We start from the raw sequence: 13165 nt of genomic DNA on the forward strand, positions 1-13165 counted from the left end.
GGGTCGGGGAGGGCGTGAGCGCGGGTGCGGTCGTCTCGGTCGCGGGCTGCACGACAGTCGCGGCCGCCGGCTGTTCGTCCGGCCCGTCCGGGTAGTTGGCCAGGACGAGCCCGCCCCCGCCGACCACGGCGACGGCGGCGACGACGCCGGCCAGGGCCTTCGACAAGGAGAGCCCGGACCTCGCTCCGGCCGCCACGGCGTGCGTACCCGCCACGGCGTGCGTACCGGTCGGGGCGACGCGCGACACGGAGGCGACTGTGTGCAGCTTGTGGGTGACGTCCGAGGCGAGGCCGGCCGGGACCGGCGTGAGCGCCAGCCCGGCGAGCAGCCGCTCGGCGGGTACCAGATCGGATGTCGTGTTCGGGCAGTGGGCACAGGTGCGGATGTGCCGCGCGATCCGCTTGCGCCACAGTGGTGCCGGCTGACCGTTCCAGCCCGACGCGGTGTTCCGCAGGTCGGCGCAACCGGGCCGTGCGGTGAGGGCCCGCACCACCAGCCGCGCGGTGTCCAGCTGTGCCTTCATCCGGGCCACGCGGACCGTCACGTGGTGCGGCTCCAGGCGCAGGGCGTCGACCAGGTCGGCGCGGGTGAGGTGACCGGCCTCGACCAGCCACCAGAGGGACAGCAGGTGGCGGTGGTCGTCGTCCAGCCAGCGCGTGGCCAGCACGACCTCCCGGCGCTGGTCGGAGAGGTGGAGCTGGGTCAGGGTCAGATCCTCGAAGTCCGAACCCGGGTCGATCACGTTGTCGATGTCCTCCGGCGGCGCCGGTGTGGTGTGCCGGTGCCGCATGTAGGTGCGGATCTCGTTCATGGTGACGGCGACCAGCCAGGACCGGAAGAGCTGCGGCTCACGTACGCCCGGCAGCCCTCGCACGACGTTCACCATCGCGTTCTGCACCACGTCGTCGACGTCGGACGACCGGTTCAGCGCCCGGCCCACGATGTTGTAGACGAGCGGCAGACAGTGCGAGACCAACTCGTCGAGCGCCGCCTGGTCGCCGCGGCGGGCCGCGTCCACCACCGCCGACATGTCGGTCCTGCCTGGGTACGCGTGATAGGACACGCTCACAACCTCGCCTTCACGGAACGGTCTCGTACATCCGTGGAGACTGTCCGGTACGAGGCCGGGTCACACAAAGTGCGTGAGATGTCGGAGGACTCGGCTACGTTCTCTGCCATGCCATTGATCACAGTCACCGACGAGGTCCTCGGAGCGCCGAGCGGACCCGCGTGGACCATGGAGGTCTTCGAGGAGACGGTGGGTCTCGACGAGCTGATCCGCCGCCGGGTGTTCCTCGAGATCGCCGAGTCCGGCGCGGACGCCGACCCCGAGGAGCGGACCCGGATGACACTCGCCGCGTTCGGCCGCAACGCCTTCGTGGTGCTCGTCGACGACCGTCAGGTCACGGAACTGGACGAGAAGGTCCGCCTGCACGCGGGATCCCGCGTCACCTTCCTCAAGCTCGTTCCGCTGGTGGGTGGCTGAGTGGACACGTACGATCCGGAGCCGGCGCTGCGCGATGTGGTCACCACCGTCGAGGGCTGGTACGAACGCCCCGACCGGACCCTCAACGAGTCATCTCGGCTGAGGTTCGTCGACAAGGTGGTGACGGTGTGCGGCTGGGCGCCGGCCGGCACGGTTCCGGCGCTGCTCGCCGCGCTCAACGAACCGCGCGGGCCCGGCGATCTGGCTCCGCCGCAGGCCGAGCTGCTGGCGGAGGCCACGCGGCAGGCCGAGTCGGTCGCCGCCGCCGTGGCCGACCTGGCCGGTGACGACGCGGATGACGAGCGCCGCGCCGCCGCCGCGCTGACAGTTGCCGGCCGTCTGCCGCGGCTGCCGCTTCAGCACGAGAGCCCGTGGGACCGCGCCCGGGGCGAAGCGTGGCGCCGGACGACCGAACTCCTGACCGCACAACCGGCGCCGGTTCGGCAGGTGGTGTTCGACGTGTTGACGGTGCCGGGGGAGCACCGCGCCGGGCAGGGCACGCTGATCCGTGCCGTGCGCTCCGGCGGCGGGATCGACGGCGCGTCCTGGCTGGACCGGCTCGGCGGTCAGGCATGGCTGGGCTTCGGTGGCTGGAGCACCAATCTCATTCGGTTCACCTGGGAGTCCATCCAGGCGGAGGCGTCGGCCGGGCGGACGAATCCGGCGGCGCTGGCGACCTGGCGCCGGACCCGGATCGAGCGTCCGCTGAGCAATATCAGCGACGAGGCCGACCGGATGTGGCCGATCCCCAACGTCGGTGAGCAGTGGGCCGACCGCGCGATCGCGGACATCGAGGCGATGCCGGCGGACCGCCGGTCGGCGTGGCAGGCGCTGCTGGCCCACTGTCCGGTCGAGGCGGACAAGGCGAGGCCGACGGCGGGCTGGCGCAGGCAGGGCCGGTCGCTGGTCGACGCGGTGGGCGCCGACGAGTTCACCGCCCGGCTCGACGACTGGCTCCCGCTCGTGGGTCAGGCGCGCACCCTGCCCCTGCGCTGGACCACGTGCTGTCCCGGCCACCTCGCGGACGTCCCGCCGCGGGTGGTCGACCGTTACAACGTCGGGCTGCTGTGGGGGCTGATCTGGATGCGGGCGATGTGCCCGCCGTCGCAGGAGAGCCTGCGCAGCCTCGGCCAGATCGCGGAACGGGCCGTCCGCAAGATCCCCGGGCACGGGCCGGCCAGTCCGAAACTGGCGAACGTGGCGGTCGCGGCGCTCGTCGACACCGATCACCCCGCCGCCCTCGCCCAACTGGCCCGGCTGTCGTCGCGGCTCACCTACAAGAGCACGCTGCGACTCGTCGAGAAGGGGCTGACGCGGCACGCCGAGGCGCTCGGCGTCAGCCGGGAGGACGTCGAGGAGATGGCCCTGCCCGGCTTCGGGCTGCCGCTGGCGGACAAGCTGGGCGACTGCTCCTACGAGCTGGAGGTGCGCGGCGTCGACGCCCAGCTGGTGTGGCGCAACGCGGACGGCAAGGTGGTCAAGGCCCCTCCGGCGCAGGTGCGCAGGGATCACGGCGAGGAGGTGAAGGAGCTGAAGGCGACAGTCGTCGACGTCGCCGCCACGCTCGTCGCCACCCGTGACCGCCTGGAAGGGCTGCTGCGGCGTGACCGTTCGTGGACCGTCGAGCAGTGGCGCGAGCGGTTCCTCGACCACCCGCTGGCCCGTGCGCTGGCCCGCCGTCTCGTCTGGACCGTCGACGGGGTCGCCTGCTGCTGGGCCGGTGAGGCACTGCGGACGGTGGACGCCGCGGTGTTCGAGCCGGCCGACGATGCGACGGTCCGGCTGTGGCATCCGGTGCTCGACCCCGATGCGGTGGGGCCGTGGCGGGACTTCCTGACCCGGCACGCGATCACCCAGCCGTTCAAGCAGGCGCACCGGGAGCAGTACCTGCTCACCGACGCGGAGCGGGCCACGAGCATGTACTCCAACAGGTTCGCCGCGCACGTCGTCCTCCAGCACCGCCTCAACGCGTTGCTGTCCCGGCGCGGATGGTCGTACGTCCAGCACCGCAACGACGGGGCCTCGTACAGCCTGCCCTGGCTGGCCCTGCCGGACTGGGGGCTGCGCGCCGAACTGGGTGTCGCCGGGATCGAGGACCGGGGCGACGACCTCGTGTTCGACACGATGGGGACCGACCAGCTGTTCTTCATCCGGGGAGAACGCCTTCCGGTTCCGCTGACGGAGGTTCCGCCGGTCGTGCTGAGCGAGGTGATGCGCGACGTCGACCTGTTCGTGGCCGCGGCCGGGGTGGGCGCCGACCCGGACTGGTACGACGGCGGGCCGGGCGGCCGGTATCGCGACTACTGGGCGCAGAGCAGCTTCGGCGAGCTGGCCCCGACCGGCCGGACGCGCCGGGACGTGCTGGCGGACCTGATCCCCCGGCTGGCCATCGCCGACCGCTGCACCCTCACCGACAGGTTCCTCGAGGTACGCGGAGACCTGCACACGTATCGCATCCACTGCGGCTCGGGCAACATCCTGATCGCCCCGGACGAGCGGTACCTGTGCGTCATCCCGGACTCGGCGAAGGCGAAGGAGCCGGAGATGTTCCTGCCCTTCGAGGGTGACAGCCGGCTCGGCGAGATCCTCAGCAAGGCGTTGCTGCTTGCCGCCGACAAGAAGATCAAGGACCCGGTGATCCTGCGCCAGCTGTGAGGCGGCCGGCGGGCGCCGGGTCCAGGGTCAGCCCGGCGCCCGCTTCGGCAGCAACAGCTCCTCGTGGTCGAGTTCGCGTTCCAGCACCCGCAGCTCCTCGTCCGGCAGCCGGCCGGAGTCACGCCACCGCAACAACTCCTCGCGCTGCGCTTCGAGGACGGTCCGGCGGACCCGCAGCGCCGTCTCGTACTCCGGCGAGGTGGGCAGCTCCGAGGAGCCGCTCTGCTGGATCAGGTCGAGCCGCCCCCGGTAGCGGGCCAGCCGGGTCTCCAACTGGGTACGCGTGGTGTCGACGGCCACCCTGCTGTCCGGTTCCTCGGCGGCGACGGTGTCGAGACGGGCCAGCGCGGCCTCCACCGCGGCCGAGCGGGCCTCGTTGCGTACCCGGGCCTGGTCGGCCTCGTTGGCGCGCAGCCCGAGCATCCGCACGAGCGGCGCGAACGTCAGGCCCTGCCCGACCAGCGTCACCAGGACGACCACGAAGGTGCAGAACAGCAGCAGGTCCCGGTCCGGGAAGGGGGCGCCGCTGTCGGTGGTCAGCGGCAGCGTGAAGATCGCGGCCAGGCTGATCACGCCGCGCGTACCGGACCAGCTCAGCGCCACCACCTCGCGGGAGGTCAGCCCGCGGGCGTTGCGGTCGACGCCGCCGAGCCGCCGTGCGGCGTCCGGCTCGTCGGTGTCGTCCTGCTCGGCGACGCCCCCCAGCCGCGTGTGCAGCGACCCGGGGAGCCACTGGGTCAGGACCAGCCAGGCCGGGCGCAGGAGCAGCACCACGCCGACCGACACGGCGACGGCGATGACTATGGTCGACGTGTCGTACTGGCGCAGGCCCCGCATGACGGCGGGGAGCTGCTGACCGATCAGCAGGAAGACGAAGCCTTCGAGGAGGAAGTCGACGAGCCGCCAGACGGCGTTGGTCTGGAGGCGGGCGGCGCCGGACCCGAACTCCGGCGTCTGGTGGCCGACGATCAGGCCGGCGACGACCACCGCCAGCACACCGGAGACGTGCAGCGCCTCGCCCAGCAGGTACGCCACGAACGGTGTCGCGAGGGAGATCGCGTTCGACAGCAGCGGGTCCGCGGTGAGCGGCCGGACCAGTCGTTTCGCCCGGGCGACGACCACGCCCACCGCGATCCCGCCTGCCGCCGCCAGCACGAACTGCCCGATTGCGGCGTGGAACGAGAACTCGCCGCCCACGGCGGCGGCCACAGCGACGCTGAGCATGGTCAGCGCGGTGGCGTCGTTCAGCAGTCCCTCGCCCTGGATGATCGTGACCATCTTCGGCGGCAGGTTGACCCTCCGGCCCACGGCCAGGGCGGCGACCGGGTCGGGCGGGGCGACCGCGGCGCCGACCGCGATGCCTGCCGCCAGCGTCGCGCCGGCGACGAACAGGTGGAACCCGACGCCCACGAGCAGTCCGGTGAGGAGCACCAGCACCACGGAGAGGCTGACCACGATCCGCAGGTTCCGGCGGATGTCGAGCAGGGACGAGTCCAGCGCGGCACTGTAGAGCAACGGCGGCAGCACGACCATGAGCACCAGCTCGGGGTCGAGGCCGACGTTGGGGCCGGGGAGCAGCGCGTACGTGATGCCGATGAGGGGCAGGAGCGCCGCCGCCGGCAGACCGGTACGGGCTGCCACCCACCGCACGGCGATGACGACCGCGACGGCGGCGAGCACGAAGAGCAGTGTCGAATGGGTGCTCACCCCGACCGACCCTACCGGGGTCGAGATCATCGCGCGACGCGGGCGGTGCCGTCAACCGAGGGTTGACGCTTGAGGATCGTCAACCTATGGTTGACGCATGGAGGAGAACGAACCGCTCAAGATGACCCACCCGGTACGCCTGGACGACCTCATCGAAGGCATCAAGAAGACGCGCACCGGCGCGCTCGACCAGTTGGCCGACGCGGTCCTCGTGGCCGATCACCTGGGCGACGTCGCGGACCACCTGATCGGGCACTTCGTCGACCAGGCGCGCCGCTCCGGCGCCTCGTGGACGGAGATCGGCCGCAGCATGGGCGTGAGCAAGCAGGCCGCCCAGAAGCGTTCCGTCGCCAAGGCGGAGACCGCCGCCGCGCTCGACCCGGACTCCGGGTTCGGCCGGTTCACCCCGCGCGCCCGCAACGTGGTGCTGGCCTCGCAGGAGGAGGCCCGGACCGCGGGCAACGCCGAGATCGCCCCGGGGCACCTCGCGCTCGGGCTGCTCGCCGAGCCGGAAGGGCTGGCCGCCGCGGCGATCGTGGCCCGGGGCGTACCGCTGGAACGGCTGCGGGAGGTCGTCACCGCGACGCTGCCGGCGAAGGCCGACCAGGTGCCGGACCTGATCCCCTACGGCGCGCGGGTCAAGAAGGTGCTGGAGCTGACGTACCGGGAGGCTCTGCGGATGGGACACAACTACATCGGTACGGAGCACATCCTGCTCGCCCTGCTGGAGGAGGAGGGCGGTGACGGTGTGCTGAGCGGCCTCGGGCTGCAGAAGGACGAGCTGGAGTCGGCGTTCGAGGCGGCGCTCGCCGAGATCACCCGGAAAGGGGCCTGACACCACGCCGGGCACGCGTCACGGGGGCGCGTGCCCGGTGCTCGGGTTGTCAGTCGGCGACGGGGAAGCCGTACCGGGCGGCGTGCTCCGGGTCGGCGGGGTCCACCTGGCGGATGCCGGCGTCGGCGAGGCGCTTGTTCACCTCGTCGAGGTGCTCCCGGACCAGCCGGGCCTCCTCCTCGGTGACCCGGCCGCGGTGCGGGCGGCCGGCGTGCTCGATGGTGCCGTAGTCGATCTTCTCGGTGGCGCGCCGGGCCTTGGGCGGCTTGACCCGCTCGGCGGTACGCAGCAGTTGCGCCATCGGCACGTCGGTCGCCATCGCGTCGAACTCGCTGGCGGTCAGCACCACCCGGCGCGGCTCGCCGTGGCCGTGCCGGTCGTGGATCTCCACCACCGCGACGTCGAGCGCCGCGTCGTCGATGCTCTCCACGTCGACCGGGGTGGCGTCCAGCTGCACGGGCCCGGCGACCAGATCCGGGTGCTCCAGGACGACGACCTTGACCACCTCGTCGTCGGGGCTGAGCACCTGACCGGTGAAGTCGGAGACGTGGATCGTCTTCTTGCCCATGCGCGGAGCTTCTCCTGTCGTAGGCCGGAAATCGGACCACAAGACGCTACCGCACAGGTGTGCGAAGGCCGGTACGCCCGCCCGGCCGGTGTGTCGCCGCCCGCGTTCCTAGAGGGGTGAGAGGCCACGCCAGGCGGCGGTGCCGGCCGGTTGCGCGTTCAGTTCGGCCCAGGAGAGCCCGCGGTCGCGCGCCTCGCGGTAGGCCGGCTGCGCCGGGAACCGCCCGGCGTCCGCGGCGGCCCGCCAGCCGCGCTCCGGATCCTGCTGGAATCGGTCATTCGGTTCGTGAGGCATGACCACTACCGTCCCAGAGAAACTTGTCCATGTATGGAAATGAATGTGACGCAGGGGCGATGCCTTCGGTTCCGCGAAGCGCCGGAATTCCTGCGGCCGGTGGCGGGACCAGGAATCGGCGTCCGTCGCTGGCGTGCCGACCCTCTACCCGTCTGCGGCGCGTCTCAACCGCGCCGCGATCGGCGAATTCCGCGGGCACGGGCGCGGCGTACCGGCGTACCATGATCACGTGCTCGACCGGCGGGTCTTCCTTCATCTGGCGACCTGGTTGGGACAGTGGCCGGCGGGCCCCGGGCTGCACGTGGTCCGGTCGTACCGCCGCGCCCGTCCGGCCTGGGACGGGCGGCTGCGCCCGGCCGTCGCGGTGACGGCGGACGGCAGCACCGTCCTCTCGGTGGCCGCCGACCGGGTGGAGGCGGTACGGGCGCTGGTGCGGGACCGGCCGCTCGGCGACTGGCTGCCCGCCCTGCCGGACACGGTCGGCGCGCCGGAGTTCATCGCGCACACCTCGGTCTTCCGCTGGTGCACCGACCCGGCGCCGCTGCCCGAGGTGGGGGAGTGGGTGCCGCCCACGCTGCCCGGGCTGCCGCCGTGGCTGCGGCTGTTCGACCGGGAGGTGCTCGTGGTCCGGGGCGCCGACGGCGCGTACCGGGCCGGCGTGGGGATCAAGCGGCACGACGCGTACGGGCACGAGCTGGCGGTGGGCACGGTGCCGACGGCGCGCGGGCGTGGCCTGGCCCGGCGGCTGGTCGCGCAGGCGGCCCGCCGAGTGCTGGACGAGGGGGCGATCCCCACCTACCTGCACGACCCCGGCAACGCCGCGTCAGCGCGGGTGGCCGAGGCGGCCGGATTCCCGGATCGGGGCTTCACCGGGTTCGGTGTGTTCCCCCGCTGACCGGGCTGGGATTCCGGCGTGGCGCGGACCGTGGATCCCGGGCCGGATCCACGGTCCGCAGCTCTCCTCCCAGGCCCCGACATCGGTAACGCTATGTGTTAGTGCCGGTGGTGAACAAGGGGTGGGTCGCTGTCCGGTTATGGACTCTCACCTGCGGAATCGCTGGGCCGTGCGCCTTCGGAGTCAGTGACGCAGTGTGTGGATCAGGGCGAGCGCCTGTCGGGTGACCGGCCGCAGCACGCGTAGCCGGGACAGTCCCACCAGCCGGTCCACGAGCGGCACCACGCCGTCGATGAGCTGCCGGGTCTTGCCCTGGCCCTCCGAGCGGTCGTGCACCCAGTAGAGCACCACACCCATGTAGCCGAGCCAGAGCAGCTCGGGCAGAGCCTCGCGCAGCTCGTCGTCGAGCTTGACGGCGGAGCCGGTCAGCGCCTCGCGGAACAACGCTATCGACATCTCCCGGGGCGCCGACGACTCGGCGGAGAACGGGCTGAGCGGCGAGGTCGGCTCGGCCGCCGTCTTGAAGAAGGCGCCCGCGAACGCGTGGTACGGGCTCAGTACGTCGATGCCCGCGTGCAGCACTCCGGCCAGTCGCGGGCCGAAGTCCCGCTCCCGGGCGAGCGCCGGCGCGGCCGCCTCCCGGTGCTCGCGCTGGGTGCCCGCGTAGAACTCCTGGACCAGGTGCTCCTTGGAGCCGAAGTAGTAGTAGGCGTTGCCCACCGCCACGCCCGCCTCCTGGGCGACCGCACGCATCGTCGTCCGCGCGTATCCGCGCTCGCGGAACAGCCGCATCGCGGTGTCCAGGATCAGTTGCCGGGTCTGCTCACCCCGGGCCGTCGACCCCTGGCCACCCGCAGCGGTCGTCGGCGCACTCTGCTCGGTCATCGTCGTCACCGTATCCCGGTTCCCGGATCCGCTCGCGGACCGCGGAGGCCGCCGCCACCACCCGCCGGGCCAGCGGCAGCAGGTGTGGGCGGGCCAGCCGCTCGGCCGTACCGCGGTGCTCGGCGAGCGCCCAGAGACAGGCGAACCAGGCGCCGTCGCCGCGGTAGACAGCGCCGGTGTCGGCCACCACCGTCAGGTCGCGCAGCGTGGCGTCGTGGTCCAGCCCGGGGAAGCGCCGCCGGGCCTCGGCGGACCCGGCCGGCACGAACTCCAGTGGTACGAGCTGGGCGCGCGAGGCGAGCCACCGCCGGGCGGCCCGGCACATCGGGCAGTCCGCGTCGAACAGGACGGTGAACCCGCGGATCCCACCGGCCCCGTGCCCGGTGGGATCCTGCTGGTGCCCGCCCGCGGCGGACGTCACCGGGCCGGCGGGTTCGGGCCCGCCGCCGGTACGGGCCCACCTTGCGGCGGGAGCATTCTGACCGGCGGCAGCGGCGGGTGGGTGGCCTGCTGGCGCAGGCGGCCACGCCGGTATCGGCCGAGCGCGAAGACGTTGAAGAAGTGCAGCGCGCCGAGCACGAGCAGGACGAATCCCACCTTCATGGAGAGCTGCTCCAGCGCCTGGCTGGTGTCGCCGACCGGGTCGGACTCCTTCATCGCCACCGTGACGTAGCCGAGGTTGAGCAGATAGAAGCCGACCACCAGCAGACTGTTTACCGCCCCGGCCAGCCGGCTGTCGGCGAACACGTCCTCCAGGAACACCAGCCCGTTGCGGGACAGTGCCCGCGCCACCCAGATGGTCAGACCGATGCTGACCGCGAGGTAGGCCAGGTACATCCAGACCTTCACGTCCATCCCCGTCGCCTCTCTTGAACGTGTTCAAATTCCGGACGCCCTGAGCGTACGACAGAATTTGAACGCGTTCAAGAGAGTGGCCCGCCGTCCGGAGACGGCGGGCCGGGTGGGGACGTGGGTCAGGCGGTCAGGCCGAGCACCTCGGCGGCGGCCCGGCCGTTGGCGTGGCTCGCGCCGTGGGTGGCGACGAAGGCGCGCGCGCCCCCCGGCCGCCAGGCGCCCGGCCAGCCCATCTCGACCACGACGACGCGGTGCGTGGCGGCCAGCGCCTCGACCAGCTCGCGCGCGCCGGGCAGCCGGTGCAGATGCCGCCCGACCAGCACGACCGCTCGGTCTCCGGCGAGCTGCCGCAACTGCTCCGGGTCGGTCTCGCCCGCCACGGCACGCGCCTGCTCGACCCCGGCGGCCAGGTGCGGGCCGAGCCCCCAGGGCACCCGCCCCTCGGCGATGGTGGAGGTGGCGTGCACCTGCACCACCAGGGGCGCGGTGTCGCGGGTGAGGTCGCCCTCGACGCGTACCGCCCGCAGCGCGGCGGCGTAGCCGAGCCCGTCGACGGCGGGCGGCGGGGCGTCGGCGGCGCCGGTGGCGGCGAGCGCGGCGGTCCGGCCGGCGGCCTCCTCGACGCGGGCACGCGCCAGGCGGCCGTCGGCGATCGCCGCGACGACCTCGGCGGCGACCGACTCGACCAGCCCGGCGTCGACCCGGGCGCCGATGCAGAGCAGGTCCGCGCCGGCGGCCAGGGCCCGGACCGCGCCCGGACCGACCCCGCCGGCGGCGAGCACCGCCCCCTTCATCTCCAGCGCGTCGGTGATGATCGCGCCGGTGAAGCCGTACTCGACGCGCAGCAGGTCGTGCAGGACCGCACGGCTGAACGTGGCCGGGCCGTCGCCGGTCAGCGCCGGCACCCGGATGTGCGCGGTCATCACCGCGCGGACGCCCGCGTCGACCACGGCGGCGAACGGTGGCAGGTCGCGTTCCCGCAGGACGGCCGGTGGCACGTCGACGGTGGGCAGCTCGTGGTGGGAATCGGCGACTGTGGCGCCGTGCCCGGGGAAGTGCTTGGCGCAGGCGGCCACGCCGGTCGACTGGAGGCCGGCGACGGCGGCGGCCGAGTGGACGGCGACCCGCTTCGGGTCCGCCCCGAACGAGCGGGTGCCGATCACCGGGTTCTCGTCGGCGGTGTTCACGTCGACAGTGGGCGCCAGGTCGACCGTGATGCCGAGCGCGGCCAGTTCCGCGCCGATCGCCGCGTACACCTGGCGGGTGAGGTCGGGGTCGTCCACCGCGCCGAGCGCGGCGTTGCCGGGGTACGGGCTGCCGGTGGCGTGCGCCAGCCGGGTGACGTCGCCGCCCTCCTCGTCGATCGCGACGATCACGTCGGGGCGGCCGGCGCGCAGCGCCGCGGTGGACGCCGCCACCTGGGCCGGGTCGTGGATGTTGGTGCCGAACAGGGTGTGCCCGGCGAGCCCGTCGGCGAGCAGGTCGACCGCCCAGTCCGGCGGGACCGGTCCCGGGTACGCGGCCAGCAGCGTGCCCAGCGCGAGCCGGCGCAGTCCTGGATCCAGACCCACGAGTATCCCCTTTCCCTGCCGGGTCGTCCGACCTCTGCGGATGGGGGTGGCCGATACGCTAACGGGCACCCCTCGGCAGGCGTTTTGTGGTTAGAAAACTTTACTGAAAATTGAGGACGTTGGCATGAGTGCGACCCGGCTGCCCGGCACCCCCCGACTCCTGCGGGCGCTCAACGATCGTGCGGCGCTGGAGCTGCTGCTCGAACGCGGCCCGCTGACCCGGGCCCGGATCGGTGAGCTGACCGGGCTGTCCAAGGTCACCGCGTCCCAGCTCGTCGAGCGGCTGGAGGAGCGCGGCCTGGTCGCCCGGGTCGGCGAGCAGGCCGGCGGGCGGGGCCCGAACGCCCAGCTCTACGCCGTCCGGCCGGGCAGCGCGTACGTGGTGGGCGTGGAGGTGGGGGCGGAGCGGGTGGTGGCGGCCTGCGCCGACATCACCGGCACCGTGGCCGGCCGGGTCGAGCAGTCCACGAAGGACACCGACGACCCGGTCGGCGTGGTGCACAACGCCGTGGTCCAGGCGGCCAGCAGCGCCGGGGCGGAGCTGTCCGCCGTCCGGCGGGTCGTGCTCGGCACCCCGGGCCTGGTCGACCCGCAGACCGGCGACATCACGTTCGCGTTCAACCTGCCGCGCTGGCACAGCGGCCTGCTCGCCGCGCTGCGCGAGGACCTGGACACGCCGGTCGTGTTCGAGAACGACGTGAACCTCGCAGCGGTGGCCGAGGCGCAGTCCGGCGCGGCCCGTGGCACCGCCGACTTCGTGCTGGTCTGGGTGGACGCGGGCGTCGGCCTGGCGATCATGCTGGGCGGCCGGCTGCACCACGGCAGCAGCGGCGCGGCGGGGGAGATCGGCTACCTGCCGGTGCCCGGCGCGCCCATCCCGCGCGACGTGTCCAAGCGGGCCAAGCCGGCGTTCCAGCAGCTCGTCGGCGCCGACGCGGTGCGCGCGGTGGCCGCCGAGCACGGTTTCGCCAGCCCCGAGGCGGCCGAGCAGGGCGTCGCGGCGGCCCGGGCGGCCGAGGTGGTCCGTGCGGCCATCGCCGCCGGCACCGCCGGTGGCCCGATGCTCGACGAGCTGGCCCGGCGGCTGGCGCTGGGTGTGGCGAGCACCTGCGTCGTGCTGGACCCGCCACTCGTGGTGCTCGCCGGCGCTGTCGGTCAGGCGGGCGGGGCGGCGCTGGCCGAGCGGGTGCAGCACGAGGTCGCCGCGATCACGCTCGTGCGGCCCCGGGTGGTGACCACCGGGCTGACCGAGGAGCCGATCCTGCGCGGCGCGCTGCGTACCGCGCTGGACGCGGTACGCGACGAGGTGTTCGGCTCGACGGTCGGCTGACCACGTCGTGCACCCTGACGCCATGTGAAGGAATCCTTCATCATGGCGTCAGGGATCGCAAGGAGTTGCCGAGGCGTGGCTCCC

The 13165-nt window shown here is 73.1% G+C and carries 13 protein-coding genes; 5 read left to right on the plus strand and 8 right to left on the minus strand.

Going from position 1 to position 13165, the window contains the following annotated elements; all coding sequences use genetic code 11:
• A partial coding sequence (locus F8279_RS08800; RefSeq protein WP_225853199.1) for an RNA polymerase sigma factor occupies positions 1-1030 on the minus strand: 1030 nt, incomplete at its 3' end.
• Between the two features lie 147 nt (positions 1031-1177).
• On the opposite strand from F8279_RS08800, the gene F8279_RS08805 reads away from it, so the two are divergent.
• Together F8279_RS08805 and F8279_RS08810 are read left to right on the plus strand one after the other, a co-directional pair.
• Positions 1178-1486 (plus strand): hypothetical protein, encoded by a 309-nt coding sequence (locus F8279_RS08805; protein WP_192580657.1) that lies wholly within the window; start codon positions 1178-1180, stop codon positions 1484-1486.
• Positions 1487-4141 carry a DUF4132 domain-containing protein gene (locus F8279_RS08810; protein WP_151499625.1) on the plus strand — a complete coding sequence of 885 codons (2655 nt, stop codon included), beginning with the start codon at positions 1487-1489 and terminating at the stop codon, positions 4139-4141.
• Positions 4142-4168: 27 nt separating this feature from the next.
• On the opposite strand, the gene F8279_RS08815 is transcribed toward F8279_RS08810, so the two are convergent.
• On the minus strand, positions 4169-5878 hold the full coding sequence (locus F8279_RS08815; protein WP_151499626.1) for a Na+/H+ antiporter: 1710 nt from the start codon (positions 5876-5878) through the stop codon (positions 4169-4171).
• A gap of 67 nt (positions 5879-5945) precedes the next feature.
• Here F8279_RS08815 and F8279_RS08820 point away from each other — a divergent pair, with 67 nt between their 5' ends.
• Positions 5946-6683: a Clp protease N-terminal domain-containing protein gene (locus F8279_RS08820; RefSeq protein WP_151499627.1), complete on the plus strand. Its 738-nt coding sequence runs from the start codon at positions 5946-5948 to the stop codon at positions 6681-6683.
• Between the two features lie 49 nt (positions 6684-6732).
• Here the strand turns inward: F8279_RS08820 and F8279_RS08825 are convergent, their stop codons facing one another.
• Positions 6733-7251: a hypothetical protein gene (locus tag F8279_RS08825; RefSeq protein ID WP_091046979.1), complete on the minus strand. Its 519-nt coding sequence runs from the start codon at positions 7249-7251 to the stop codon at positions 6733-6735.
• 108 nt (positions 7252-7359) lie between these two features.
• Positions 7360-7545, minus strand: a complete 186-nt coding sequence (locus tag F8279_RS08830; protein ID WP_128136157.1) for a DNA repair protein — start codon at positions 7543-7545, stop codon at positions 7360-7362.
• A 229-nt stretch (positions 7546-7774) separates the two neighbouring features.
• Here F8279_RS08830 and F8279_RS08835 point away from each other — a divergent pair, with 229 nt between their 5' ends.
• Entirely contained in the window at positions 7775-8440 is a 666-nt protein-coding gene (locus F8279_RS08835) for a GNAT family N-acetyltransferase (protein ID WP_192580658.1), read from the plus strand.
• Positions 8441-8623: 183 nt separating this feature from the next.
• On the opposite strand, the gene F8279_RS08840 is transcribed toward F8279_RS08835, so the two are convergent.
• The 4 genes from F8279_RS08840 to F8279_RS08855 form a co-directional block, all read right to left on the minus strand.
• Complete coding sequence (locus F8279_RS08840) at positions 8624-9325, minus strand: TetR family transcriptional regulator (protein ID WP_151499629.1); 702 nt, start codon at positions 9323-9325, stop codon at positions 8624-8626.
• A complete protein-coding gene (locus tag F8279_RS08845; RefSeq protein WP_151499630.1) occupies positions 9264-9746 on the minus strand; it encodes a thiol-disulfide oxidoreductase DCC family protein in 483 nt (160 codons plus the stop codon). Before F8279_RS08845 ends, F8279_RS08840 begins: the two co-directional genes overlap by 62 nt.
• On the minus strand, positions 9743-10180 hold the full coding sequence (locus tag F8279_RS08850) for a hypothetical protein (protein ID WP_091419210.1): 438 nt from the start codon (positions 10178-10180) through the stop codon (positions 9743-9745). Before F8279_RS08850 ends, F8279_RS08845 begins: the two co-directional genes overlap by 4 nt.
• Before the next feature lie 119 nt (positions 10181-10299).
• Entirely contained in the window at positions 10300-11751 is a 1452-nt protein-coding gene (locus tag F8279_RS08855) for a glycoside hydrolase family 3 N-terminal domain-containing protein (RefSeq protein ID WP_151499631.1), read from the minus strand.
• A gap of 124 nt (positions 11752-11875) precedes the next feature.
• On the opposite strand from F8279_RS08855, the gene F8279_RS08860 reads away from it, so the two are divergent.
• Positions 11876-13081, plus strand: a complete 1206-nt coding sequence (locus F8279_RS08860; RefSeq protein ID WP_091419215.1) for an ROK family transcriptional regulator — start codon at positions 11876-11878, stop codon at positions 13079-13081.
• Positions 13082-13165 lie beyond the last annotated feature (84 nt).

This window comes from Micromonospora sp. AMSO1212t, assembly GCF_008868145.1.
In the GTDB taxonomy this organism is placed as follows: domain Bacteria; phylum Actinomycetota; class Actinomycetes; order Mycobacteriales; family Micromonosporaceae; genus Micromonospora; species Micromonospora tulbaghiae.

Coding starts and splice junctions, on each gene's coding strand:
- F8279_RS08805 (WP_192580657.1), top strand. CDS start 1,178: ATGCCATTGATCACAGTCACCGACGAGGTCCTCGGAGCGCCGAGCGGA.
- F8279_RS08815 (WP_151499626.1), bottom strand. CDS start 5,878: ATGATCTCGACCCCGGTAGGGTCGGTCGGGGTGAGCACCCATTCGACA.
- F8279_RS08820 (WP_151499627.1), top strand. CDS start 5,946: ATGGAGGAGAACGAACCGCTCAAGATGACCCACCCGGTACGCCTGGAC.
- F8279_RS08825 (WP_091046979.1), bottom strand. CDS start 7,251: ATGGGCAAGAAGACGATCCACGTCTCCGACTTCACCGGTCAGGTGCTC.
- F8279_RS08830 (WP_128136157.1), bottom strand. CDS start 7,545: ATGCCTCACGAACCGAATGACCGATTCCAGCAGGATCCGGAGCGCGGC.
- F8279_RS08840 (WP_151499629.1), bottom strand. CDS start 9,325: ATGACCGAGCAGAGTGCGCCGACGACCGCTGCGGGTGGCCAGGGGTCG.
- F8279_RS08850 (WP_091419210.1), bottom strand. CDS start 10,180: ATGGACGTGAAGGTCTGGATGTACCTGGCCTACCTCGCGGTCAGCATC.
- F8279_RS08860 (WP_091419215.1), top strand. CDS start 11,876: ATGAGTGCGACCCGGCTGCCCGGCACCCCCCGACTCCTGCGGGCGCTC.